Origin of the sequence: Rhizobium sp. X9 (assembly GCF_018873185.1) — a bacterium.
Lineage (GTDB): Bacteria > Pseudomonadota > Alphaproteobacteria > Rhizobiales > Rhizobiaceae > Agrobacterium > Agrobacterium oryzihabitans.
Genome location: NZ_CP071312.1, coordinates 1,766,784 through 1,793,222, shown reverse-complemented (window position 1 = coordinate 1,793,222; position 26,439 = coordinate 1,766,784). Strand labels below are relative to the sequence as shown.

Genomic DNA, 26,439 nt, shown 5'->3' with positions numbered 1-26,439 from the left:
AATCGCTATACATGGCTTATGGCAAGACCTCGAGAATTCGATACGGATGCTGCCCTGGACGGTGCGATCGCCGTGTTCAGCGAGCATGGGTATGAGGGCAGTTCGGCGCAGATGCTCGTGGACGCCATGGGCATCGGGCGGCAGAGCCTCTACGCGGCCTTCGGCGACAAGTGGCAGCTCTATTGCGCGGCGGTGCGGCGCTACGGCATGGGCGAATGCGCGGCGCATTTCGAGGCGCTTCGCAGCGGCGCGCGCGCCATCGACGGAATTGCCGCCATGCTGCGCCATGTCGTGGAGACAGCGTACACGCCCTGTCTCGGCGTCGGCTCGACCTGCGAGTTCGGTGCCTCGCGGCCGGACCTGGTCGATATCCATGCGGCACTGGGCAGGACATTGCACATGGCCATCGTCGCCCGCATGTGCGACGCGCAGCGTGAGGGCGATGTTGCAGCCAGCCTCGATCCCGAGGCTCTCGCGCAATTCCTGATCGCCAATATCGCCGGGATCCGCGTCGCCGGGCGTGGCGGCGCCGACCGATCAACCCTGGCTGCCCTGCAGGAGATGGTCATGCGCGCGCTGCGCTGACCCCTTTTTTGACCGATTGCGGAACGATCATTCAAGATAGGAGAAAGACATGCGAGCAGTAGTGATGACCGCGACCGGTGGCCGCGAGGTGCTGGAGCAGATCGAGCGACCGGAGCCTGTCGCCGGGCCGGGCGAGGCGCTGGTCGAGATCGCTGTTGCCGGGGTCAACTTCATGGATATCGGCGTGCGTCAGGGGATTGCCTGGACTGACATGCCCAATCCCAAGATCCTGGGCGTCGAAGGCGTCGGTCGAGTTCTGGCAGTCGGCGAAGGCGTCGAGGCTGTTCAGCCCGGCCAGCGTGTCGCCTGGGTCTATGCGCCCGGCAGTTATGCTGAGCGGATCGCGATCCCGGCAACGTCGCTGGTGCCGGTTCCCGATGCGGTCGACGATCGAACGGCGGCCTCGATCATGATGCAGGGGCTGACCGCCAGCCATTTCGCGACCGACTTCTATCCGGTGCAGCCCGGTGATGTTGCCTTCGTTCACGCTGCGGCAGGAGGTGTCGGCCTGCTCCTGACCCAGATCATCAAGTTGCGCGGTGGCCGGGTGATCGGTCGGGTTTCATCTGAGGACAAGGTCGCCGTCGCCCGGGAAGTGGGCGCAGACCATGTCATTGTCGACACGGAGGGGCGATTTGCCGAAGAGGCGCTGCGCCTGACCGATGGAGAGGGCGTCCATGTCGTCTATGACGGATCGGGACCGACGACGTTTCAGGGGTCGCTCGACGTTCTACGCCGCTCTGGCACCTTTTGCTGGTATGGCCCGGTGCTGGGCGGTCCGGGGCCACTCGATATCATGAGCCTGCCCAGGAGCATCAAGATCGGCTACGCGGTCTTCTTCGATCACGTGCATACCCCGGTCCTGCTTCGCAAGCATGCGGCGCAGCTCTTTCAGTGGGTCGCGGACGGCAAGCTCAAGGTCCGGATCGGCGGCGAACGAATCCTACACAATCGTTTTCGAAAACGAGCTCTCGAGTCTCAAATAGCGTCATTAATAGCCTCCTGCATTTCGTAGACAGCTTTCTGAAAACCGGTTTTCCCTCCGAAGGCGCGGACTATTTCAATCGGCGTTCCGATGGTGTTCGCTGGCGGTATCCGAAGGACGTTTGTGTCGTCGAGGTTCAAGACGCCCTCATCGGCATATTTGGACAAGAGTATGTCCAACACGGCCCGCGCCTTGCCTTCATAGCGGGCAAAGACATCACGCTTCTTCACGTTGTCGGCGCGCTCCTGCCGCGTCAGCGGCTTGCGATCAAAGGCGATATGGCAGACGAGATCAAAGGGATCAAGGTCGATGCCGAGTTCCTTGGCGATCATATCCAGTGGCAGGCCCTCGGCCGCCAGTTCCTTGACCAAGGCGTCCTTGCGCTCCTCCGATTTCCAACGCTTCAGGAAATCATCGAGACTGGCGAAATGGCGCAGCAGCGCTGCCTTGGTGAAGTCGCGCAGGCTTTCGGTGACAAGTTTTCCATTGGCATCAAGGTATTCGACACGCTCGGCGATGACCTTTGCGCTAATGCCATCGACATAGACCTTCTTCTGGCGTTCGCCGCCGCCGGGCGGAAAGGTCACCTCCTCGCCACCGGTGGTCGGCGGCTCGGTGGTGTAGTCGTCCTGGCCATTGTCTTCGAAGCCCGGAGGCTGCGCATCTGGCGGCGTGATGGGATCGTCCTCACCCGCCACGTAAATCTGCACCGGATCACCATCGGATTCTGGGTCGGCAAAGTGGTTCGTCGCGCCGCGGAAATCCATGAGGGTGAAATAGAATTTCTGCGTATCCTCATGCACGCGCGTGCCGCGGCCAACGATCTGCTTGAACTCGGTCATGGAGCCGACGGGGCGATCCAACACGATGAGGCGGCAGGTCTGTGCATCGACGCCGGTGGAGAGCAGCCTCGACGTGGTGACGATCACCGGATAGCGCGATTCCGGATCGATGAAGTTTCCGATCTGCGCCTGGCCTAGCGTATCACTGCCGGTGATGCGCATGACATAGCGGGCGTTTTCGTCGCTCAGGTCCTTGTTGTCATTGATGAGCGCCTGGCGCATGCGGGCTGCATGCTCTTCATCGACGCAGAAGACGATGGTCTTCTGGTAACGGTCACCGCTCTCCTTCAGAAATTCGGTCACCTTGGCGGACACCAGCTTGGTGCGGTCATCCAGCACCAGGGTACGGTCGAAATCCTTGGCGTTGTAGATGCGGTCTTCGACTTCCTCGCCGTCGCGATCCAATTGGCCTTTTTCCGGCCGATAGCCTTCCACGTCACGATCGATATGGACCTTGATCACCTTGTAGGGTGCAAGGAAACCATCGCTGATGCCCTGTTTCAGGGAATAGGTGAACACTGGCTCGCCGAAATAGGCGGTATTGGAGACATACTCCGTTTCCTTCGGCGTCGCCGTCAAACCGATCTGGCTGGCAGCAGAGAAATATTCGAGGATTTCCCGCCAGGCGGAATCCTCAGCCGCACTACCGCGATGGCACTCGTCGATGACAATCAGGTCGAAGAAATCAGGTGAGAACTCGCGGAAGAGTTTCTGTCGTTCCTCGGGGCCGGTGATAGCCTGATAGAGTCCCAGATAGATTTCGACCGAGGTGTCGATGCGGCGTTTGCGATCCAACGCCAGTGGCACGGCCTCTTCCGTTCCGTCCGGGCGCTCGATCGTCTTCGACTTGGTGGACAGCTTGGCCATTGCGCCGCCGAAGGGGCGGAAATCGTTGACCATGGTCTGGTCGATCAGCACGTTGCGATCAGCGAGGAACAGGATGCGCTTTTTGCGCTTCGCCTTCCATAGACGCCAGATGATCTGGAAGGCGGTGTAGGTCTTGCCCGTACCGGTCGCCATGACAAGAAGGACGCGATCCTGCCCCTTGGCAATGGCCTCGATGGCCGCGTTGACGGCGTTTCACCTGATAATAACGCGGGGCCTTGCCGCTGCCGTCATCATAATAGTCCTGGAGCACAAGCTCTTCGGCAGAGGTGTCCAGACCTTTCCATCGACTGTAGAGCCGCCAAAGCTCATCTGGGGACGGAAACTGGTCGAGGTGGAGGTTTTCCTCTTTCACCTCCCGCAGGCCGGTACGATCGTGGAATACGAAACCGTCGCCGTTCGAGGCAAAGACGAAGGGTATCGCCAGCGTCTCGGCATAGTCCAACCCCTGTTGCAGTCCATCACCGACCGCATGAGTGTTGTCCTTCGCCTCGATGAGCGCGATCGGGATATTGGGCTTGTAATAGAGGACGACGTCGGCCTTCTTGGCGTTGCCGCGGGCGACGAGCTTCCCACGAACAGTGATGCGGCCCTTGGTGACGAAGACCTCTTCCCGGACCTGCAGCATCATGTCCCAACCCGCCTGCTTGACGGCCGGCAGAGCTATGGATAAATTTGGGTGACGCGACTTGATCAGGCGGCGCGGCTTTGGTTGGCATCGTCAGCGACGACCCCGTCGGTAAATCTGACGCCTTCGATGACGTGTGGCAACTGGTTTGTGCCGTTGAGCTTGCGCCACTTCTTCGATGCGGCCCGGGCCAGGGTGAAGACCATCAGCTTTGCGGTTTTCTGCGACAGTGCGCCCTTGGTGCGGAGGTTCGGTGTCGGACGGTGGCAAAGACACTTTCAATGGGGTTCGAGGTGCGCAGATGCTCCCAGTGTTCGGCCGGGAAGTCGTAAAATGCTAGCAAGGCCTCGTTGTCCTTGGTCAGGCAGGAGACGCCACGCTGGTATTTGGCGGCGTATTTTTCCTTGAAGATCTCGATGGCCGCCAATGCCGAGGCGCGGGTTGCGGCATGGGAGATCTCGCGCAGATCGGCGGTGACAGCGGGCAGCATGGATTTGGGGAAGCAATTGAGCACATTAGCCATCTTGTGAAACCAACACCGTTGATGGCGGGTGCCAGGAAAGACCTCATCCATGACCTTCCAGAAGCCCAAGGCGCCATCGCCGACAGCCAGTTCCGGCGGCACGGCAAGGCCGCGGGCCTTGAGATCGACCAGCAGCTCGCGCCAGCTTTGCGCGCTCTCGCGCACCCCGACCTGGAAACCGACGAGTTCCTTCTTTCCTTCGGGTGTAGCCCCGAGGACCACCAGCGTGCACTCGGCTTGCGGCTCCATACGGGCCTGAAGGTAGACGCCGTCGGCCCAGATGTAGACATAGCGGCGCGCTGAAAGGTCGCGGCGCTGCCAGCGGTCGTAATCCTGCTGCCAACCTGCCGTCAGCCGCGAGATCACACCAGGTGACAGGTTCGGGGCATCCGGTCCCAGCAGCGCCGTCAGCGCCTCCTGGAAGTCGCCCATCGACACGCCGCGCAGGTAAAGCACCGGCAGCAGCGCATCGAGACTGCGGGAGCGCCGCGCCCACCTCGGCAGGATGTTCGAGGTGAAGCGGATCCTCTTCTCCGCTCCCACGGCAGCGCGGTCACGGACCTTGTGCCGTTTCACGGCGAGCGGCCCGATCCCCGTCTGGATCGTCCGCTCCGGCCCGGTCCCGTGATGAACAACGCGCTGACGGCCATCGCACAGCCGCTCGTCCGCAAAGCGGGCAACAAAGCTGGCCGCCTCGGCCTTCAGTGCGGCGGCCAGCATCTGGCGTGCGCCCTCACGGGCAATCTCGGTTAGCGGGTCAAGGATCGAACCAGGCTGGTGAAGCGGGCTGATCATGGTATCGTCGTTCATGGCGTATCGCTCCTTCGGGAGGTTCTGGCAGGCTTCAGCACCCGCCACGATACGCCGCCTTCTCAGGCCCCATCACCCATTTTCAGCCATAGCCCCGGCCGGCAAGATGAACTTCGTGCAGATATCGCGTTCCGTAAAAGAGCGCTTGTCCATCCCGATGTCGTTCCCCCACAATCCCATTGAATACACAATATGAATAGTGTTCGCAGCGTCAATGCAACCCTGAGAGCAGGTGATAAGTGCCGCGCTGAATTTCTTGAGTCCTTGAGCTTGGCGCCCCATGGCCCTGCTCGCTAATCTCATCTCGTCACTGGATAGCGGGCGCGAGCCGTACGGCAGGGGAACGGGCAGATAGAGCAGTACCATCCACACCAACTGACTATCGCACCGGCTCAACCTTGTTCGATGTGATCAGGCATAGCCTCCCCATTTCCACCGAATGACGCCGTGGCCCACTTCCGGCCGCGTAGCGATGCGAGGCCGGGTCTCAAGAGTGACGAAGCCAAGGGGCGGCGACGCGGCATCGGGTTTTCACGACATTTCAGGCAATGATGGTGGGTGCGTGCATAGAGGCGCGCTTGAGAAAGCCCCTCAAGGGGAAACAGTTCGTTGCCTCACAGATCAACCATCCCTTAAAATCTCACACACACGCGCTCCATCCAGCACCTGGGCATCAAACAGGGCCTTGATGAGGGCGTCGAGCCTGTCCCTGTTCTTGCTCAGAACGTCGACTGCCCGCGCCAGAGCCTTTTCCAGCCGTGCATGAATGCGGGCCGCGAGGTCCGGATTGCCATCGAGCACAGCGGTCGGGTCATGGTCTTCGCGATAAAGCAGTGGCTGGACGGCGCCGAAGCCGAGGGAGCGCTCCATGGCAAGCGCCAGCCTGGTTGCCCGGGCGAGATCGCTATCCTCGGTGCCGCCGGATCCTGCCGAGACCGCACCGACCACAATCTGTTCGGCTGCCCGTCCGGCCATCAACATCGCAAGCATATCCTCGCGATAGCCGAGCGTATCGCTCCCCGATGCCGTGAATCCGAGCTGGCTATAGCCACCGCCTCCGGATGTGTCGATGTTCAGGCCGTGGATCGTGCCGAGCCGCAGCGCATGATGGACGACCGCATGTCCGGCTTCGTGGATCGCGAAGCGCCAGCGCAGATCATACGGCACCTGCGGCCGATCCATCCGGATGCCCTCCTCCAGATCTTCATAGCGGATCGGCCGCTTTTCCCGTCGGGCTTTCAGGCGCGCCTGGCGAACGATCCGCTCGATGTCGGCGCCAGTCAGGCCCATCGCCCTCGTTGCCAGCCGCTTTAGCACCAAAGCGGCAGCGTCAGGAGTGCCCGGTTCGATATGCTTCGATGTCGTTGTCATGTCGTCCTTCCTTTCCGGGTTTCACCTGAGCCGTGTGCATCGCTGGCTGTGTCAGCATCATTTTCTGGTGGCGGCGGGCCTTCATGCGTTCCCGCGGCGTCCGCCTCCACCTCGTCGTGAGCCTCGCCGTTCAGTTTTCCAGCATCGCCAACCAGCACCGCCAGATCGTCACCGAGATGATGCATGAAGATGGCCGCAAGCGCTGCGACATCGGGCATGGGGATCTCGATATGCGTCTCCAGCCGCCCGGAGCGCTTGATCGCGTCATCAATCTGGTCCGGCCGATTGGTGGCCCCCACGATGATCAGCCCTTCGCTCTTCACGGCGCCGTCCAGCAGTTCGAGCGCCTTGTTGACCACCGTATTCCAATAGTCCGCATATTCACGCTCTGCCGGCTGCCGCTTGCCGATGCCATCGATCTCGTCGATGAACAGAATGGACGGGGCGATCGCGCGGGCCTCGGCAAATGTCTTGGTCATCTTGGCGATGACATCGTTGAGATGGCCGCCCTGCAGCCAGGTCGAGACCGATGTGACGACCAGCGGCACCTGCAGGCTGTTGCACAGCGCCCGCGCAAACGTCGTCTTGCCGGTCCCGGGTGGACCGTGCAGCAATAGTTTGGTGCTCATGTCCGACCAGGCGAGAGCCCCTGCCCTGTGATCGGCCAGATCAGCCTTGAGATCCAGCGCCCAGGTCTTGGCCTTGCCGTATCCGGAGAGCGTCTCGACCATCAGCGACGGGTGGTCGTCTTCCCCCGGCCCCCAGAGCTCCGGCTGGATGATCTCGGCACCCGACGGCTTGTCACGTTTCCATCCGCCGCCACTGTCTTTTCCGGAGGAAGATTTCTCCGGCGACGTCCTATCCTGTTTCGACTTCGAGGATTTTCCGGTGGCCTTGGATGCTGGCTCGTCGTCGTCATCATCACCATCGCGAGCGGCCACACGATTGCGCTCGGTCAGTGAAGCCAGCACGTCGAGCACCTCGGACGCGCCGCGACCCGGCCGGAACGCCAGCACAACGTCATCGATGGTCAGATAATGCGCGTCATAGGCATTGGTCCATCGCGTGAGCGCCGCCAGACCGGTGTCACCATACATGGCTTCGAACATCATGCTGATGAAGGGGTAGTCGAGGAACCCGCCGACCAGGGCGACATCGGCAGCGATGCTGATTTCGGATGGGATGTGCTGCGCCGTCTCCGAGATGGCCACGACCGGATAATCCCGCGTCAGCGCATTGACCAGTCGCCGCTGCAGCGTGGCGCCTGTCAGGCGATGGACCGACTCGCCGATGAACTGAATGTACGGACGCCCCGTGCCTTCGGCGACCGCGAAGCTGCCATCGTCATAGACATAGTCACCGTCGATGCCGTTCGGAACAGCCCCGGGAAGAAAGCCCGGCAATTCGATCAACCGCCGCATGGCACGCTCGAAGCCGGGCACGGGTGCGTGCAGGCTGACCACGGGCGCCGCCATGGCAATCGTCTGGACGATCCTGGCAAGCGGCATGCGCGTATTCTCGATCGCGCGGGCCAGCACCAGAGCCGCCACGACGTTACTGACCAGCGGTGCCCGGCCCGCCCGGCCAACAAGACCGACGGCATAGGCACGGCGTCTGTGATCGGCTGCTGCGGCATGATCATCGGCTGTGGCTTGACCTGGCCGGTAGAGCGACGGCAGCAACGCTGTCGACGCCTTCCCCTCAGTCACCACAATGTCGGACTGCTGAGCCGGCGGCAAAAGATAGGCCGCGAAGGTGCGGCGGATCCAGGCGAGGTCACGATCCCGATCACCGCTCATGCGATCGGTATCGAATGCGGGACTGTAGCGGCGGAGAACATGACCATCGACCTCGACGATCTTCATGGCGAGAAGCCCATTGGCATGGGCGTTGCGCTGGGCTTCCCGGCGGGCAACATGGTCGAGACGGCGCAGCAGAAGACGGGCGAGTTTATTCATCGATTCGGCCCTCCGTCATCGCGGCAATAATTGCCGTTTTGGGATCGGACGCCCCCGCATTCTTTGATGTGTGTTTCTTCAAGCTCCCCGGCGCGGCTTGGCGACGCTCCCGGATCCGGCGACGAAGGGGACGGGGCTCGGCTGGACTCGGATCGTCTGTATCCGACTGAAGCGGAGCCACGAGATCGCGGTTGCGGTTACCGAGCCAGTCGACCATCAGGCGGCAGGCGGGATTGCCACGCTCGGCCTGCGCCTGCAGTCGGCTGATGACCGTGTCCGGCACGATGCCGGTCAGACCATCGCCCTGCCTGACATGACCAAGCGCCAGTCCGATCAGGAAGGCCGGATCGTCAGCGGGCGGATCATGACGAGCAGGTCCGGGATAGCGGAGGACAGTGCCATGCGAACGATGGCAGGTAGGGTTCGGTGACGTCGAGGACAATGCGATCGGCTCGCAGCGGATGCGCGGCGGCACATCCGGGGTGATGTCGGAAGACATGGAAACTCCTTCGCCGAACCGCGCTCGGGTCCAGCGTCATTGGGAGATGGAAAGGGAAAGCCGCAGCCTTGAGGACTGATGGGCACGCATGGCGGTCGACATCCGGCGCCTGACGACAAGCGTCAGGGCGCGGCGGTCAGGCCATCAGGCAATAGGCATCAACGGCAGTCGGATGACGTGCTCGATCAGTGCCGAGGGCGCCGGGCAAAGCCCACCCGCACAAACATGGGGACCGGTTCATCATCCTCGGCTTCATCGGCGTCCCTGAAGCCGTCATCATCGAGGCGATCGCGCAGATCGTCATCGTCGCAAGACCGGGCAGCCAGATCTTCTTCGTAACTCCGGCTTGGTCCATTGAGATTGATCCGCGGATGGAGCGCCGCGGTCACAGCCGAGGACATCGCTGCCGGACCCATGACAGGCACCCTGTCCAAACCAAGAGCCTTGCGCGCTTCGGCTTCGAGAAGCTGCTGCACCCGGATGCCGAAGCGCAGGCGCAATTCGGCCATGCAGTCGGCCACACCATCGATCTCCAGCAGGTCGTCGATCTCGGAGAGCGCCCAGATGCCAGTGGCATGATCGCTCGGTCGGCTGGCGCCGTCGACGATCGCCACCTCGACCGCATCGACCATCAGCCGCTTCTGGTTCTTGTAAAGCCAGTCCGGCAGGACCATGGCCGACGCCATCATCTTCAGCTTCAGCTCTTCGAGCCGGCTGGTGTCGCCATAGGATGCGAGCGACCGTTTGACGTCGAGGATATAGGCCGTGTGCCGGGCTCGGTTCACGATGATGAGGTCGGGCGTGTAGCTGCCCTTGGCCGGCGCCTCGCAATCGAGCTTCACGCCGTCGAGGCTCGACCAGTCGTTTCCGGCAACTGCTTCCATGGCGGCCTTGACCAGCGGCAGTTTCAGGGACTGGGTCAAGACGAGGATGTCGGGATTGGCTTTCGCCAGACGTTCGACCGCCTGCTCCAGCAGCTTGCCTTCCCGGAACGAGACGGCCCGCACCAGCGAGGCGATGTGGACATAGTGGCCGAGGATCGCGTCCTCGATCGGTTCGCCGTCGGCAATGGCGGCAATGGCGCGATCGATCAGCAAATCGAGATCGGCTTCGACATCGGCGAAGCGCACCAGATGCGGATGGCGGCGCAGCACCGCCGGTTCGCGAACCGCAGTCGGAGCCGCGTTGCGGCCAAGGCCGAACGGGCGCGGGCGGGATCCGGACGCCGCGGCGGCATCAGCCGCGTTGATCATGGAACGGAGAACTTCCCCATAGGGAACAGAAACGGTATTCGTGCTCATAGCCCGATTCCTTCTTAGACAAGGTTGACGGTCAGGCCCTTGTCGATGTTACCAGCATCGGCAGGGGCCGCTTTGTTCCGGCCATTCGGAACGTCCCCAACCTGGCAGGACCGGCGCTCGGGCTCAAGGACCCCTGGGCCCAAAAATGAGAACAGGACCGGAACAAGGTTAACGTCGGGCTCACGGTCGCTTCGGTCTGGCTATCCGCCGAGGTTCGAACGCCCGCCCGCGGCCCCAAAAAAAACTCAAGGCCGAAGCCGGGCAAAGCAAAGGTGCGGATTTCGGATTAACGGGACATCGATTCCGGTAAATCCCGGACAGTCGTTTCACTAAATCGCGGACAGTCTCGCGGGATCGACTTTCGTTCGCCTGGTTGATGTCATTGGTTATTGATTTCGGCGTTTTACGCTTCGGTCAAGAGCGGTCTTGGTTTTTGCTTCCTCATGCTGTCTCCTTCGAGCGCAATTCGATGGGCGTTATGGACGATACGATCGAGGATGGCGTCAGCGATCGTTGGTTCGCCGATCATCTCGTGCCACTGCGCGACGGGAAGCTGGGCGGTGATCAGAGTGGATTTCCGGCGGTAGCGCTCTTCGAAGATTTCCAGGAGATCGAGCCGCTGCTGATCGCTGAGCGCGTGGGTTCCCCAGTCATCAAGGATGAGTAATTGAACACGCGCGAGCTTGTCGACCAATCGGGGAAACCGCCCGTCGAGGCGCGCTAGCGCCAAATCCTCGAAGAGACGGGGCATGCGGACATAGAGAACGGAATAATCGAGGCGGGCCGCTTGCCGTCCGATGGCGCAGGCGAGCCATGTTTTGCCCGTTCCCGTTTGTCCGGTCAGGATCAAGTGCTCATGGGCCTTGAGCCATTCGCCTTGGGCAAGCGAGAGGAGCTGTCGGCGGTCGAGGCCGCGAGGGGCGGCGAAGTCGATGTTCTCGATGCAAGCATCGGGGAAACGCAGTTTGGCGATTGCAAGCCGGTTGGTCAGTCGCTTGTCGCCGCGCACGGCCATCTCCCGATCAAGCATCAGGCCGAGCCATTCATCGCGGTTGAGATCGCTGCCCTCAGGTTGATTGGCCAGGTCGCGATATGCTGCCGCCATGCCGGATAGGCCGAGCGCATGCATCTGGTCGAGGGTTGGATGTGTGAGCATGTGAGTATCTTCCTTTCTTCACTGGTAATAGGAGCTGCCGCGGATGTTGCCATGCACCGGGGTGGGCTTGACTGGCTCAGCACCAGGCGGGGCCTGATCGAGACCGGATTTGAGGATGGTGCTGACGGAGGAATAGCTGAGCGCATTGATCGTCAGTGCCCGATCGCACGCCGCTTCCAGACGCTCGGGGCCGTACCGGCGCGCGAGCGATAGAACGCCTTGAGCGGCGCGGTATCCCTGCTGAGGATGAGGTCTATCGCGCATCAGCCGCTCGATCAGGATTGCAGCGTTGCGGCCAATCTTTGCAGCTTGCTTGATGAGGCTCGCAGGCGTCGTGTTGGCATAATGCTGATGTGTCTTCGGCATATGCTCGTTGACGGTGACATGACCGCCCCGCTGCGACGTCCGGCGGTGGCTGGCGACACGTTGGTGATCATGGAGGATCTCGACGATCCGGCTTGTAAGCCGGACATCGACCTGGCGGCCGATCAGGCGGTGCGGCACGGAATAGAAGGCCTTGTCGACCTCGACATGGTAGTCGGGATGAACCTTTGCCGACTTCCATTCGGAATATTCGAATGGCGTTGCCGGCAAGGGCGCAAGCGCGTCTTGCTCGATCTCCTCGAAGAGCTGCCGGCGGGATTTGCCAACCCGGCGCATCGGCCGGCTATTGAGATCGTCGAGAAGCTGGCTGATCCGCACGTTGAGATCGACAAGGCTGAAGAAACGGTCGTTTCTCAGCCGCGCCAGGATCCAGCGCTCGACGATGAGAACGCTGCCTTCGACCTTGGCCTTGTCCTTCGGCCGTTTCGGACGGGTCGGCAGGATCGTCGTGTCGTAATGCTCGGCGAATGCCGCAAAAGTGGCGTTGATGGTCGGCTCGAACCACAAGGGCTTGGCAACGCCGGCCTTGAGGTTGTCGCAGACGATGGCTTTCGTCACGCCACCGAAGAAACCCAGCGCCCGCTGCTGACCCTCGATCCAGTCCGGCAACCGTTGAGTGAAGCTTGCATAGGCGAAGGTGTACAAGGAGGCTGGCAGAACCGCGACGAAGATCTGCGCCAGCCGGATTTCGCCTGTCGCCGGATCGATCACCGGGACGGTTTGGCCGGCGTAGTCGGTCTGCATCGCCGCGCCGGCAGTGTGGCGATTGCGGAAGGTGGCGCTGGCGCGCTGCTCGAAAGCGGCAAACCGCTCGCAGAACCACGTGTATCCGTAACCGTTGGGGTGCCGTTCGCGATATTCCTGCCACAACAGCGTCAGTGTCACGCCCTTCCGCTTCAATTCACTGGCGATCTTGCCCCAGTCGGGTTCGTGCATGTCCTGGGGCGGACGGCCGCGACGATGGAACAGGCGGCGCTGCAGAATGCCATCATCGTCCAGCCCAGGCGGTAACGGCCAGCCCGTCAGCCCGGCCTCACGCGCCCGCAGCAGGTAGGTCGAAATGGTCGTTTTGCTGATCTTCAGCCGTTCCGATATCGCACGAACCGAAAGCCCCTGTTCGTGCGTCAGTCGCAATATCGATCGAATGTCCTTCACGTCAGTAAGTCTCACCTGCTTCCGTCTCGCCATTCATCAGCCCCTCGTTCAAATCGAGGTCCAGAATGGCAAAACGGCGCGTGCGAAAGTCGATCTTTATGCCGAAAGACTGTCCGGGATTTACCGGAATCGCTGTCCGGGAATTAGCGGAAATGCTGTCCCGGATTTAGTGAAATCGCTGTCCGGGATTTAATGGAATCCCTGTCCGCGAATTACCGAAACCCGCACAAAGGGCCGACAAGTGGCCCTTGAAGGTTTGGCTGGAAGGCCGATCAATCGGCCTTCCAGCATCTCGGACGCTTTATGCGGTCACCGCCGGTGCGGATGCAACTTCATCCTGGAGGGTTTCGTTCAAACCGTCTGCCGCATCGTCCGCTGCCAGCGGCGGAACCGCCACGACCTGCTTGCGGAGCTTGGGTGTTTCGCGGCTGACGACCATCAGCCCGCCTGTCGCCCGCTCAAGCGTTTCGCCGAATCGCTCCGTGAGGCGATCCAGATTGGTCTCGACCGAGGTTTCGGCCTGATCCGTGGCCCGTTCTTCTGCTGCTTCAGGAGTCAGCTCGACCATATCGTCGACGAAGACCATCTTCTCTACCGACTGCGCGAGCGGCCATTTCGGCTTGCGCTCCTTCGAGATCGACCACTCAAGGACCGGCAAGACCTCATCGCGAAGCCAACCGGGCAATTCCTTGGATTTCGGCCAGGTGTCGAAGAGCCCAAGCTTCTGCAGCGTTTCGTTCACCACCGCCCACTCGGTCTCCTTCGGGAACTGGGTCGAGCGCGGATGGCGACGCAGGTCGCTGTCCGGTTCCACGAACTGCGCCAGGCTCTCCAGTTCCATGCGCGCGACACGAGCGAGATCTTCAACCTCCCTGGCCAGCGCCTCCTTGATCACCCGCTTCTGTTCCAGCGCCACCTTGATGGCCTGCACAATGACCTCGATATGCACCACGAACATCTTCAGACCATCACGGGTCTTGACCGCGATCAGCGCCTTCAGGCCGGTCACACCCCCTGCTCCATGGAGGTTACCGCGGGCAGTCTTGACCTTGCCCTCCTCTCCACCCCCCAGGATGGTTTTCACATCGAGCACGCGGAGACGGCCATGCTCCTCGCAATGGGCGATCACCTCGCGGATCTTGTCGTGCGGCGCGTGCGCCAGATGGAACATGACCGTAGGGCTGGCCGACAGGTCGACCAGATCATCCCGGTAATCGCCGAGGTTGCGCGCGACGGACATGTAGGCCCTCGCAGTGCGGGCGGCCAAGCTGCACCGCCTCTTGACCCACTTGTCAAAGAGGCCGTCGGGGAGCAGTCCAGAAGCGGCAACAAGATGCTCCCCGAGAAGGTAGCTCTGCTCGGTCGTGCGGCGGCCGAGATCAGAGATATTCCCGGCAGCGATTTCGAGCTGGTCACGAAGAGCCGGATCTGCGATCCCAAGCTTTTCATAGTGATGGGCGAAGGCGGCAGGCAGGACAAACTTGGATGCACTCACGATAAACCTCACTGGTTACTCATACTATACGTTCGACACAAACATCGAACACACATATGGTCACCGCATCACCAGTAATTGTCAAATCGGACACCAAGTGACACTCAAGTAAAGCCTCATTATTTGCTTTCATATATACAATTAATATTTCAATTATTGCTCAAATTAACCATATTCCAGCATCACAAAATTATTTTCTACTTTTATTGATACTTAATCACCGCTTCCCCCGGATTCAGACCGCAATCAGTCGCTTCAGGCCTCGGACAAACACTCCCGGTAACAGGGCGTGGCAGGAACCGCCGCCTGGAGCGGAAAGCACGATACGGCGCGCAGATGAGCGATATCCGGCGAAGCAGACAATCTGGCAGGCATCGTCTCAATGTGCCGGTATGTCATCTCAACGTGCCCGCACATCGAGACAAATTGCGCATTTTTGATTCCGGTTTCCGGATTTCCGATTCAGAGCTGTGAAGCCTTGATTCCGCAAACGCCGTTTCGTCCCCGCACGTCGTCTCGATCTACCTCAACGTCCCCGCAGGTCATCTCAAGTTGCGCATCCGCGATTCCGAACCGTGGATTTCCGATTCACGAGCCGGGATTTCTGATTCCAGCACAAGCGGCGTTGCCGATAAGACGCTGGTCTGGCAAGGAGGCCGCAGGGCGTATGGGAGTGGCATCATGGCCAGAAAGTCAGAAGAGGACCGCAATCGCGAGCAGCGCGAGCGTCAACAAAAGTTGCGTGACGCCGATCGCAAGGCAAGGCGTCCGAATCGGGACGATATTGCCCGCACGGCGCTCTTCATGACGATTTCCAGCATGGCGGCCAGGGACGCGAAAGAGGTGCTGGAGGATTTTCAGGACCGGGTGGTCAGGATGCTTGTAGAGCAGGGATTTGACGAGCGGGAGTCTGACCTCGTCTTCGAGGAACTCGTCGCCAAGTACCACACAGGCGATTGGCCGTTTCGTCGCAAGGTCCACCTTCTCCATCCCGAGGATCCCGATCGGGACGCTTGAGGCGGCGTCGGCCTGCTCTGCGTCGATCTCGACCTTTCCATCAATAGGTGCCGGTCAACGCCTGACGGCGTTTGCAAGTTCTGACACGTTTCCCCCCGTTACTTCATAAAACGCCGTTCGATTCTGAATCGGATTTCCAGAGGGTTCACGCGCTGGGCCTGATGCTGATCAGCTTGTGCGATCGGTGCCTCACTTCAGATGCCGGCTCTAAACCGTTGCATTTGCGCAACACCAAACCGAATCGAGTGGTTACCAGTGCGTAAGTGCCGATCGCCGCTCAGGAGCAAGTCTCGTTTTTTCAACGAGATGGCGTGTCCCATTTTGAGAATGTCCCTTAATTCACTCAAATTACCTCAACGATTACAGATACTTGCTAAAACATAACGCCTGTGATTAGTGGCAGGCAGCGATGTTCAACCCAGGCCAGTCCAAGGAACGGAAGGAGGCGCCCATGTTCGATTACCGTCATGTTGATGGCACCATTATGCCACCGTCAGGAGACCTTGTGTGCCGGACACCCGCCTCGGGGTTCTGCACCGGCCGCATGCGCGATGACGCCCTGCGCGCGGATCTTCGTCGACGACGACGAAGATCTGCTCACGAAAGGAGCCATCATGTCGCATACCCCTACCCCTCCCTCGCAGGAAGAGACCTCCAAGCGCGCGCGCTCTGAAGGCGATCGCCAGAGTAATGTTCTGGCGTTCCCTTTCGGCAAGACGAGCGCTGCGCGCAGCATTCAGGCGGAACTCGCACGGCGCGCAAGTGCTCCGGCCAAACCGGCGGCGACCGAACCGCGACCTGATGTCGGAGCAATCAAACCCCGCTACCTCAACGACGCCATCAAGGATACCAGGTCTCGCCTCTATCCCGGGACCGTCGTCATCGCCTCCCTCACCGGCGTGACCGTGTCTCAGGCTGCCGATGCCGTCCGCCAGGTGCGTTACGGCGCAGGCTGGCTCGACTTCTCCTACACCCCGCCGATCAGACACACGCAGGGTAACGAGATCGAGCAGGCTTTACGTTTGCTTGGATATGTCGGCCAGTGGCGCTGGTTTTCTGATCAGCCGACGCTCGCCGCCTATCTGAAGAGCCGCACCGGCGTGGAGCGCGACCATCCCAGCGTCGTGTTTCTCAGCACGCACGCCGTCGCCGTGAGCGGCTGCGTCTTCTGCGATGTTCTCAGCCGCGGTGTCGTCATCGATATCGACGACGCAAAAGGCCGCCGCAAGAAGGTCAGTCGTGTTCTTGTTCTGACCAAGCGCATCGCGCCCTCGAAGATTGCCTCCAGAACGCCGGCGCCCAAGAAGGGTGCGAGTTCCAAGCTCGACCGGCTCTTCCACGAGGCTATCAAGGCCGAGACCAATGCGGCGCGGGTGAAGATCACGCCGCACGAGGTGTTTGTAATTCGGCCCAATGAGACGGGTTGGTATTGGCTGGGCAGCCGCGAGAACGTCGAGGATCAGATCCTGATGCCTCGTTCGGACAACCGTATTGCCGGCAACACCGACGCGGCCGCCGCCTATCGCGCGGCGATGGGGCACTAGCGACGTCAGCGCGACGAGCGTGATCGCGGCAATAATTGCCGCGCAAGATCATCTCGCCCCCAGTCCCCGATACGCTTCGACACGCAAGGGCAGCTCGCTCGACGCTGCCCCCATCACGCACCACCGCCGGACCATGATGGACCGGCGGGTGGCGCGGGCTCCCAAGCGATCCGCGCCAGGCTAACATGTCCCCCAAGTCATTTTTGAAGGCCTAGGAGCCCCCATGACCAAGAAAGTCCTGCTCTACCTCCGCAACTCGGCCGATACGCTGCGCACCGCCTGCGCCGATTCGCAGCGCCATTTCGCCGAGATCTTCATGCGGAAGAACGGTTGGAAACTGGAACTGATCTGCCGTGACGAAGACATCGGCGAAGTTGTGTTCACCGCACAGCCCGGTGTTCATAAGCTTCTGAACGAGATTGAGTTCGGATCGAGCGATATCGTCCTATGCCATACGCTAGATCGTCTCTGCTCGCGTCTTCCCGATGCAGCACGCCTGCTTCATGATCTCACAGTGAACGGCATGGAGCTATGGGCGGCAGATCCCGGTATCCGGATCCAGACCAAGGATCTGATTGGCTATTATTGCAACGATCCGGGAAAGCCGCTTGCAGGTTTTCAGTATTTCGAGGAGATGCCTGATGGCCTCTATGACGTTAACGATCTTGTTCCGCTTCCCTACGGCTACCGCTACACCGGCGCCTATGATTCCAATGGAACGTATGTGTTCGGGTTTAAGGCCGGCGATAAGGAATGTGCCAAGGTCGTCCGTCGGATTTTCCGGATGTATGCGGACGGAATGTCGCCGGCAAAGATCGCGGAAGCCCTGAACGCTGAAGGCATCCCGGGCCCTCGTGGCGGCAAGTGGCGTGACACCACCATCCGCGGTGACCGCAATCGGCGAACCGGCATTCTCAATAACGAGATCTATATCGGCCGGTCCTGGGTACCGGGTCGTAATTACGACAGCGCCTATGCGACGCGAATCGTCAGCGATGAACTCTGGAGGCGCGTGAAGCTACGCCAGGGTTTGGCGGCGCGGGGCCCTGTGGGAACGCCGTAAGCTTTTTGCCCAGACATCACACTGGCCGGCGCTCCCGGCCAGTGTTCCCCATGATATTGTTTGAGACGGAATTCAGACCATGACCAAGACCGTTCTGTTCTATGCCCGCTACTCCACCGACCGCCAGAACGAGGTATCGATCGAGACACAGGTCGAACTCGGCAAGGCCTTCGTCGCCAACAAAGGCTGGAAGCTGGTGGAGACCTATGCGGATTCTGCTATCAGCGGGACCTCCTTCACATCGCGTCCGGGCATCCAGCAGGTCCTGGCTCATGTGAAGCGCGAGCGGATCGACGTGGTCCTCTGCGTCACGGCTGATCGCTTGTCGCGCGACGTGGAGCATAGCTCGAAGATCCTCAAGGAACTCAACTACCACGACACGGCGATCTGGACCGTGCAGGCTGGTCAGGAGATCAGCCATATGGAGCTGCATATGCGCTCCACGCTCAGCCATGAACTGGTCGAGCAGATCCGCTACCGCACCCGTGAGGGCATGAAGACGGCGGTGAAGAAGTGTCAATCGGCGTCGTAACGGGACCCCTTATCGGCTCCCAAAAGGGACCCCTGCCTCTAGTTGCATCGGGTCAGCGCGCGTAGGCCCGGGGCTCTCCATTTAGCGCAAGGGCCTGCGGGCGCGGGTTGTTTGTCTTTTCGGCTTTAGATCCCATGAGGAGTGAACAGCGGCCGCCGCTCTGGCAGAGTGAGGTTGCATCTAAACACTCGCTCAGGAGGAGCAGTTTATGGAACCTGCATCCATTCAACCGACCGCTGTCCGCATCGATCTTGGCGCAATTTTTGTGTCATTGGAACTGAGCCGATCGACCTGGTTGATCACTTCGTTGTCGCCAGGCAGCGGCGAGAAGATGTCGAAGCATGTAGTGGCCGGTGGCAATGTAGCCGAGTTGCTGGAACGATTTGAGCAGCTACAGCAGAAGGCGCGATTGAGAACAGGGAAATTATTTCCCATCGTAACGATCCAGGAGGCAGGATTGGACGGCTTCTGGATACACCGCGTGCTGGAGGCTCACGGCATCGAGAGTTACGTCGTCGACGCAGCTTCGATCGCGACTTCCCGTCGACGTCGGCGTGCTAAGACCGACAAGATCGATGGAGAGGCTCTGACGCGCACATTGCTCGCGTTCAAGCGCGGCGAGCCACGCGTATGTGCGATGGTCAGAGCGCCAGATCCGAGTGACGAAGATCGGCGTCGGATTTGCCGGGAACGCAAAGTTTTGATTGCTGAGCGGGTCAGGCATGTCAATCGCGTGAAGGGGCTACTCTTTACTCAAGGCGTCAGCGGCTATCAGCCGCTCCGTAAAGATCGCCGTCAGCGGCTGGAGGAGCTTCAGACTGGAGATGGGCGTGAGTTACCGAAACACTTGAAGGCTCAAATCAATCGGGAACTCGACCGTCTCGAGTTGCTGCTAGAGCAGATCGCTGCAGTGGAGAGCGAGCGTAATTCTCTTCTATCGATGGAGGACCAGCCAGCGGTTGAGGCAACCTCGCCCGCAGCGATGCTGCTGTCCTTGAAGGGTGTTGGCGCTGAATTTGCCGCCGTTCTTTGGACCGAAGCCCTGTCCCGGCATTTTGATAATAGGCGGCAGATTGCCGCCTATGCCGGTTTGACACCAACCCCATGGATGAGCGGGACCATCGACCACGAGCAGGGTGTCTCAAAGGCAGGGAACCCTCGGCTGCGCACTACGATGATCCAACTATCGTGGCTGTGGCTACGCAATCAGCCAGCATCAGCGCTCAGCCGTTGGTTTGTGGATCGGGTTCAGTCGAATGGTGGACGCTTAAAGAAAGCCGCGATAGTTGCCTTGGCGCGCAAACTCCTTATCGCACTGTGGAAATTTGTCACTGCGGGTGTTCTCATCGAGGGGGCTGTCATGAAGACCGCCTGACAACCAAAAAATTGCCGAACACACAATCTTCCAGGACTGATCACTCCTGGCGGATCCAGGTGAGCGAACCGCCTCGAAGTCGGGCTTCAAATGCCGCGCTTTAGATTGGTCCCGTTCTCCTGAGCCTTGCCGCTACGCAAGCGGGATAATGGTGCTGCCGGACAAAACGGCGACCGTATGTGAGTTTGAACCGGTGAAGGAAACGTGCCGCGTCAAGCAAGGTGGCTCAGACCATGGGTTCGATACGAAATCGAAGGGGCACGCTATGAAACGATGATTGATCTTGACGACGAAATCCTCATGTGAGCTTTGAGAGCGGTTTTTAAAGCGCCAGGATTCGTTCCCGGTTTCCACGATCTCGCAATGGTGGGTGAGCCTGTCGAGCAGAGCGGCGGTCATCTTGGCGTCGCCGAATACGGCCGGCCACTCGCCGAAGGCCAGGTTCGTCGTGACGATGATGGACGTCCGCTCGTAGAGCCTGCTGATGAGGTGGAAGAGGAGCTGGCCGCCCGCCTGGGCAAATGGGAGATAGCCCAGTTCGTCCATGATGACGAAGTCGAGCCTGGTGATGAAGTCGGCCAGCCGTCCCTGTTTGCCGCTACGTGCCTCCGTCTCGAGCCGATTGACGAGGTCGACGACGTTGAAGAAGCGGCCGCGTGCGCCATTGCGGATCAGAGCACGAGCAAGGGCGATGGACAGGTGAGACTTTCCCGTGCCGGTTCCGCCGACCAGAACGATATTGTGCTGCTCGGCGAGGAAGGCCCCGGTTGCGAGTTGGCGCACCAGGCCTTCGTTGACCGGCGTGTCGGTGAAGTCGAAGTCGTCGATGTCCTTGGCCAGCGGCAGTTTGGCGACGGTGATTTGGTATTTGATGGAGCGCGCTTGCTTCTCGGCGATCTCCGACTGAAGCAGGTCACCGACGATGCGCGGCGGTTCGTGCTGTCGCTTGATGCCGGAGGCCATGATCTCGTCATAGGCGCTACGCATGCCGAACAGCTTCAGCGTGCCCATCATGTCGAGGATTTGGGATCGTTCCATATCAGCTTGCCCTCCTCAGGCTGTCGTAACGGGCGCAGTCGGCCAGAGGCTCATGGGTCAGGCGAAGCGCATCGGGGATGGAAAGGATGGCGGCCGGCTGCGGATCACGCTTGCGGGCCAGAATGTTGATGATGACGGCGGCCGAGAACACGCCCTGATCGATCGCCTCCTGGCAGGCCGCTTCGACGGCGGGGAGCCCGTCCAGGCCCACGCATTCGAGGATCGACACCATCTGCCGGTCGCCGTCATGCATTGCCTTCAGCCGGCGGCGCACCTTCTCCATGGCGGCGGGCAAAACCCAGTCGTGGAACGGCGCACCGTTGCGCAGTGCTCCCGGTTTGCGGGTCAGGACCGGCACGTAATGCCAGGGATTATAGATCGTCTCGCCACGGCCGAAGCAGCGATCGTGTTGGCCGATTTCCACGCCATCCTGCCGGATGACGATGCGATCTGCATAGGCATGTATCTCGGCAGGGCGGCCGACTGCCGTAGACAGTACCGAGTATTTGTTGTTGTCGAAACGCACGAGGCAGGTCTTGCCGATCGAGGCCTGCACAGCGTGGAAGCCGTCGAATTTGCCGGGATAGCCGACCAGGTGCGGCCGCTCCGCATCGAACACCTCCCAGATCGTGCGCTCCGTCTGATCGACGTGCTTATGAGCGCGGGCGTAACTGATGCACTTGTCCAGCAACCAGCCATTCAGTTCATCGTAGGATTTGAAGCGCAGTCGCGGCGTGAAGAAGCGTTCGCGCACCAGATTGACCTGGTTCTCGACCTGGCCTTTCTCCCACCCCGACGCCGGCGTGCAGGCCACCGGTTCGATCAGGTAATGGCTGCACATCTGTAGGAAGCGGCGATTGTATTGCCGTTCCTTGCCGACGAAGACCGTCTCCACCGCGGTCTTCATATTATCATAGATGCCGCGCGTGCAGGCCCCGCCGAAGAAAGCGAACGCCCTGTCATGGGCGTCGAAGACCATCTCTTGCGTCTCGCGCGGATAGGCTCTCACATACATCATCCGGCTGTGGCAGAGCCGGATATGCGCAACCTTCACCGTCGTCGTCACGCCGTTCAGCACGACAATCTCGTGGCTCCAGTCGAACTGGTAGGCCTCGCCCGGCGCGTAATAGAGCGGCACATAGGCTTGCGCCGTCACGGACCCGCGCTCCTTCGCCCATGTTCGGGCGTAACGCCGGACTGTGTCGTAACCGCCCTCGTAGCCGAGGTCGCGCAAGTCCTCGAATATCCGGATCAGTGTCAGCCGTTCGCGAGAAGATTTGGCCTCATTGGCGAGGAGCATTCCATCGAGCTGACCGCGCCAGGGGCCGAGCTTCGGCTGAGGTTGACGGGTCCGTTCGTATTTGAACTCCGTCTCATCGGTGCGCAAAACCTTCCGCACCACTTTCCGCGATATGCCCAACTCCCGGCAGATCGCCTTGATCGACTTGCCCTGAACATGGGCTAGCCGCCGTATCTTCAGAATTGTTTCCACAATAAGCATCCGAACAAAAAGCCTCCGATGAAACCGGAGGCTGTTGTAACCCCATTGCAGATGGGGGTCCCGTTTGGACGCCGATCACCCCATGTGCGGGGTCCTTATTCCATGCCTAATCACAGGCATGTCACCGCGTGACATTGCACAACTCCTCAACAGAGAAGGCATCCCCGGTCCGCGCGGACGCAAATGGCGCGATACCGCGATCCGTGGCCATGTCGGCCGTGGTACCGGCATCCTGAACAACGAGAGCTATATCGGACGGATGGTCTGGAACCGGCGCCAGTACCGCAAGAACCCGCAGACCGAACGCCGAACTGCACGCGCGAACGATAGCTCGGATTGGGTCGTGACGGACGTTCCCGAGATGCGCATCGTTTCGGACGACTTGTGGAGCCGCGTCAAGGACCGGCAAAAGGAGATCGGCGACCTGTTCGACTTCGGACAGAGCAACCGGCTCAATGCCACGCACCGGCCGGAATATCTTCTGAGCCATCTCCTCGAATGCGAGGAGTGCGGTGGACCCTACGCGATTTCCGGCAAGGATCGCTATAGCTGCACCAACCGCAAGAAGCGCTTGCCGATCGACGAACTTGGCGGCGCATGTTGCAGCAATAGCAAGACGATCATTCGCCAGGAACTGGAGAGCCGTGTACTGGACTGCCTGCCGGCAGCCTTCTTTGCCGAAGGCATCTTCGACACGCTATCCGAGCGGAGCATCGCCTACGAGACGGCAAAACTCAAACGTCCGCTTGCCGAGCGCGACCAGATGAAGCGCAAGCTCTCGGAACTCGAGGGCAAGCAGCAAAACATCATCCAGCAGATCAGCGACCGTGCGGCGGAAGGCCGCCCTCGCCTGCCGGCCCTCGACGATACGCTCGACCGGCTGGAGGCAGAACGACAAATCCTTGAGATGGAGATCGCCAGTTTCACGGAAAGCGGCCCGGACATGATCGCCAAGATCGAGGAACTGCGCCGCCGGCATAATCCGGAAGAGACGGAGATGGCCATGCGCCAGTTCATGATGGTGGCCCGCAAGGGCAAGAACGAGGAAGCCAAGCGCATGCTGATGCCAATTGTGCGACAGCTCGTCCAGAAAGTCGTGATCGGCAAGACGCCGGGCCATCAGCCGGCAAGCCTGCAGGTGCACGGCCTGATCGCCTCGATCCTCGCGCAGATGGACGTGCTCGACTACATGAAGAGCCGCTTCATCTCGGAGATCCACGAGGACTTCGTGGAGCGGCTGGAAGCCGGTGAACTCGACAGCGAGGAGAAGAGAGAGATTATGCTCGACATTTACCGCGAGGAACTGCTTGAGCGGTTCCCCGAGTGGGAGAATTTGCAAGTTTCAGTGGTTGCGGGGGCAGGATTTAATCTTTACTTGCGCTCGGCCTGTCCCCTCCACTCCATCCTACTATATTTGAAAAGGGTAGAGACTGGAGAATTACTTCGTGCAGCAGCGTAGGATCGGCGAAACACAACTAGGTTGTGAATGGGCGGCGTTTGGAAGACATGCTGACTGTTGCACTCAATAAAATTCTCACGAAGATATCCTACGCTAGCGCGAGCGCGATTGAAATCCCTTACCGCGGCAATCTCATCCCGACCTTCGACGGGGACCCGCAAGGCAAGATCACCCTCCCCCATGCCTCGACCCAATGGCGCAGCCGTTCCGGCCGTCGTGTCAAATGCCGCACCACGGGCCAAACAGCCAAAGTAATCAGGGCCAACGGGACCAGTGGAATCCGCCGCGGCTGGAAGGGTGGTGCAAAACGCACATTGAGGATGCCGCCTTGCGGCAGGGGAACCACCTTGTCGCAGTTGGCGCTGCAGCGGCGTGATGCGCAATGTTCCTGCCTGCGGCGTCGCGCAAGGTCAACTCACGCCCTACCCCGTGGTCTCAAAGTTATGAGGTAGGCTGAGCTATAGGCTGATTTTGCTTCGTACACTCACGCAGGAGTTCGATAAAGCGTTGGGTTTTGGCCGGCAGCAAGCGTGTCTCGGTAACCGCATAGACGGGAACCGGCGTAGCTTGCCACTCTGGTAGAACGCGGCGTAGCTGTCCGCTGGCCAAGTCCTCGGCGACGATTTCTTCCACCAGCATGACGATGCCCAGATCCAGCGCAGCGAGGCGACGCATCATTCCGATGCTGTTGAGCTGGAACCGACCCCCGACCGTGACGTCGACTGTCTCTGTTGCGTTATGCAGCGTCCAGATATTAGCGGACGGCCGCATGCGCAGGCATTCGTGGCCAGACAGATCGGCTGGCCTGCTGGGTTCGCCGTAAAGTTCCAAATAACGGGGCGATGCGTAAAGATAGCGCTGAAGAACGGCGATCTGGCGGGCGATGAGATTAGAATCCGGCTGCTCTCCTATGCGGATTGCCACATCGATGGGCTCGGTCACCAGATCTACACGGCGCGGCGTCAGGTCGAACTCGAAGCTTATGCCTGGATAGCGCCGGGAGAATTCGGCGATTTGGGGAGCGAGGAACGTCACCGCCAAATCCACCGGCAGGGAGACACGCAGCAAACCGCTCGGCTGAGCCAGCATTTCACCGAGATGCTCGTGGGCAAGCCTCGCTTCGTCAACGATCCGCTTGCATCGCTCGAAATAAATCTGGCCGGCTTCCGTCAGTTCGATCCGGCGCGTCGTGCGATGCAGCAGACGCAGACCGATCGCCTTCTCAAGCATGCCGATCCGGCGGGACAGGGTGGAGTTGGGCATTCCCATCGTTTCGGCCGCCCTGCGAAAACTGCGCGCCTTCACGACCTCGACGAAGAGAGCCATGTCATTCAGAAATGCCACATACATTGCTCCGTCAGCGGGTTAATTTGTGGACAGATGTCATTTTTATACCAGTTCCCACCTGATGAACAGCGCAACACCCCCCACGCCTGAGATGCAAGCGCGATTTAGCCATGCCGCTGCCCTCGCGATGCCGTTGCTGACCATCCTGTCCAAGCCATCGGACAGGATGGTTTCTGCTTTGTCACGATCAGCAAGCGTGTAAGGGATTCCCGAACACCGTACTGACGTGTTCGGATCTGGAGCCTCAGCCTTTTGCAGCGAAGAAGCTGGCAGCGAGATTGCCGTAGAAGGGCAGATGCTCGCCCATGATCTGTGCGAGATCCTGACCGGTAGCGTTACGCCAGTCGCCTTGCAGCTCGGCACCGACAGCGACCCAGGTGATCGGTTTGATGCCGGCCTGCACCATACGCGCCACTGCGACCTCCTGAACAAGCTTGTTCCAGGTGCCAGAAGCGTCGATCACCGCATAGACGTCATAGCCGGCCTTGATCGCCGACAGCGCGACAAAGGCGACGCAGACCTCGGTGGATACACCGGCCACAATCAGTTTCTTGCGGCCAGTCTTTTCGACGGCGGCGACGAACTCGGCATTGTCCCAGGCATTGATCTCGCCGGGACGAGAGATGACCGGAGCGTCAGGAAGCGTTTGGGTGATCACCGGCAGAACAGGGCCGTTCGGTCCATCGCTGGCGCTTGTCGTAATGATGGCGGGGAGCTTGAAAGCCTTGGCGAACTTCACCAGTCCGGCAACGGCAGTCAGGTATTCAGGGAGGCTCTGGTCCTGAACACCGTTCGACAGGCCGGTCTGATGGTCGACAAAAAGGACAGCGGCATTTTCCGGTGTAAGGCGGTCGTAGCTCATAATGATTTCTCCTTTGGTGATCCGGCGCCCTGGCCGGGTTTCGTTCGCTTGAATGCGAAGAGTAAGATGGAGAGGCTTTCAACAGGCGGCAGTCGCAAACTCCAAGATCGCGGCCCGAACGATC

At 60.3% G+C, this 26,439-nt stretch carries 18 protein-coding genes and 3 pseudogenes; 8 read left to right on the top strand and 13 right to left on the bottom strand.

From position 1 onward, the window contains the following. Window positions 1–18 precede the first annotated feature (18 nt). Window positions 19–585 carry a TetR/AcrR family transcriptional regulator gene (locus JZY08_RS23165; protein ID WP_035219820.1) on the top strand — a complete coding sequence of 189 codons (567 nt, stop codon included), beginning with the start codon at window positions 19–21 and terminating at the stop codon, window positions 583–585. A 49-nt stretch (window positions 586–634) separates the two neighbouring features. Continuing rightward, on the top strand, window positions 635–1,600 hold the full coding sequence (locus tag JZY08_RS23160) for a quinone oxidoreductase (protein ID WP_216331790.1): 966 nt from the start codon (window positions 635–637) through the stop codon (window positions 1,598–1,600). Here JZY08_RS23160 and hsdR read toward each other — a convergent pair. From hsdR to JZY08_RS23115, 9 genes and pseudogenes are all read right to left on the bottom strand, one after another. Beyond that, window positions 1,564–3,994 (bottom strand): annotated as a pseudogene (hsdR, locus tag JZY08_RS23155) (EcoAI/FtnUII family type I restriction enzme subunit R). The gene JZY08_RS23160 and the pseudogene hsdR sit on opposite strands and share 37 nt — an antisense overlap. After that, window positions 3,991–5,258: pseudogene (locus JZY08_RS23150) on the bottom strand (IS256 family transposase). The pseudogenes hsdR and JZY08_RS23150 overlap by 4 nt, the downstream one beginning before the upstream one ends. Before the next feature lie 621 nt (window positions 5,259–5,879). After that, complete coding sequence (locus tag JZY08_RS23145; protein ID WP_051795991.1) at window positions 5,880–6,629, bottom strand: ATP-dependent Zn protease; 750 nt, start codon at window positions 6,627–6,629, stop codon at window positions 5,880–5,882. Beyond that, window positions 6,626–8,587, bottom strand: a complete 1,962-nt coding sequence (locus JZY08_RS23140; protein WP_051795996.1) for an ATP-binding protein — start codon at window positions 8,585–8,587, stop codon at window positions 6,626–6,628. The genes JZY08_RS23145 and JZY08_RS23140 overlap by 4 nt, the downstream gene beginning before the upstream one ends. After that, window positions 8,580–9,086 (bottom strand): hypothetical protein, encoded by a 507-nt coding sequence (locus JZY08_RS23135; RefSeq protein WP_051795999.1) that lies wholly within the window; start codon window positions 9,084–9,086, stop codon window positions 8,580–8,582. The genes JZY08_RS23140 and JZY08_RS23135 overlap by 8 nt, the downstream gene beginning before the upstream one ends. Before the next feature lie 185 nt (window positions 9,087–9,271). Further along, window positions 9,272–10,387: a hypothetical protein gene (locus JZY08_RS23130; protein ID WP_035219827.1), complete on the bottom strand. Its 1,116-nt coding sequence runs from the start codon at window positions 10,385–10,387 to the stop codon at window positions 9,272–9,274. Window positions 10,388–10,790: 403 nt separating this feature from the next. Next, window positions 10,791–11,543 (bottom strand): IS21-like element helper ATPase IstB, encoded by a 753-nt coding sequence (gene istB, locus JZY08_RS23125; RefSeq protein ID WP_027677343.1) that lies wholly within the window; start codon window positions 11,541–11,543, stop codon window positions 10,791–10,793. A gap of 18 nt (window positions 11,544–11,561) precedes the next feature. Further along, on the bottom strand, window positions 11,562–13,115 hold the full coding sequence (istA, locus tag JZY08_RS23120; RefSeq protein ID WP_111794918.1) for an IS21 family transposase: 1,554 nt from the start codon (window positions 13,113–13,115) through the stop codon (window positions 11,562–11,564). A 268-nt stretch (window positions 13,116–13,383) separates the two neighbouring features. After that, a complete protein-coding gene (locus JZY08_RS23115) occupies window positions 13,384–14,577 on the bottom strand; it encodes a hypothetical protein (protein ID WP_216331789.1) in 1,194 nt (397 codons plus the stop codon). A 681-nt stretch (window positions 14,578–15,258) separates the two neighbouring features. Between JZY08_RS23115 and JZY08_RS23110 the strand changes: the two genes are divergently transcribed. The 5 genes from JZY08_RS23110 (at window position 15,259) to JZY08_RS23090 (ending at window position 20,108) form a co-directional block, all read left to right on the top strand. After that, window positions 15,259–15,594, top strand: a complete 336-nt coding sequence (locus JZY08_RS23110; protein ID WP_216331788.1) for a hypothetical protein — start codon at window positions 15,259–15,261, stop codon at window positions 15,592–15,594. Window positions 15,595–16,145: 551 nt separating this feature from the next. After that, entirely contained in the window at window positions 16,146–17,138 is a 993-nt protein-coding gene (locus JZY08_RS23105; protein WP_253204098.1) for a hypothetical protein, read from the top strand. A 223-nt stretch (window positions 17,139–17,361) separates the two neighbouring features. Then, window positions 17,362–18,201, top strand: coding sequence for a recombinase family protein (locus JZY08_RS23100; protein ID WP_216331787.1), 840 nt, complete (start codon window positions 17,362–17,364; stop codon window positions 18,199–18,201). A gap of 79 nt (window positions 18,202–18,280) precedes the next feature. Beyond that, the gene (locus JZY08_RS23095; protein WP_253204097.1) at window positions 18,281–18,733 is read left to right on the top strand and encodes a recombinase family protein; all 453 of its coding nucleotides are present in this window, start codon (window positions 18,281–18,283) and stop codon (window positions 18,731–18,733) included. Window positions 18,734–18,941: 208 nt separating this feature from the next. Then, window positions 18,942–20,108, top strand: coding sequence for an IS110 family transposase (locus tag JZY08_RS23090; protein WP_072495381.1), 1,167 nt, complete (start codon window positions 18,942–18,944; stop codon window positions 20,106–20,108). Between the two features lie 132 nt (window positions 20,109–20,240). Here the strand turns inward: JZY08_RS23090 and istB (JZY08_RS23085) are convergent, their stop codons facing one another. Together istB (JZY08_RS23085) and istA (JZY08_RS23080) are read right to left on the bottom strand one after the other, a co-directional pair. Next, a complete protein-coding gene (istB, locus tag JZY08_RS23085) occupies window positions 20,241–21,146 on the bottom strand; it encodes an IS21-like element helper ATPase IstB (protein ID WP_246669768.1) in 906 nt (301 codons plus the stop codon). Next, a pseudogene (istA, locus tag JZY08_RS23080) lies at window positions 21,088–22,647 on the bottom strand (IS21 family transposase). Before istA (JZY08_RS23080) ends, istB (JZY08_RS23085) begins: the two are co-directional and overlap by 59 nt. 118 nt (window positions 22,648–22,765) lie before the next feature. Between istA (JZY08_RS23080) and JZY08_RS23075 the strand changes: the two are divergent. Then, window positions 22,766–24,106, top strand: coding sequence for a recombinase family protein (locus JZY08_RS23075; RefSeq protein ID WP_253204096.1), 1,341 nt, complete (start codon window positions 22,766–22,768; stop codon window positions 24,104–24,106). Between the two features lie 441 nt (window positions 24,107–24,547). Here JZY08_RS23075 and JZY08_RS23070 read toward each other — a convergent pair whose 3' ends face one another. Together JZY08_RS23070 and JZY08_RS23065 are read right to left on the bottom strand one after the other, a co-directional pair. Further along, entirely contained in the window at window positions 24,548–25,450 is a 903-nt protein-coding gene (locus tag JZY08_RS23070) for a LysR family transcriptional regulator (RefSeq protein WP_210205684.1), read from the bottom strand. Window positions 25,451–25,697: 247 nt separating this feature from the next. Further along, on the bottom strand, window positions 25,698–26,315 hold the full coding sequence (locus JZY08_RS23065) for an isochorismatase family protein (protein WP_216331786.1): 618 nt from the start codon (window positions 26,313–26,315) through the stop codon (window positions 25,698–25,700). Window positions 26,316–26,439 lie beyond the last annotated feature (124 nt).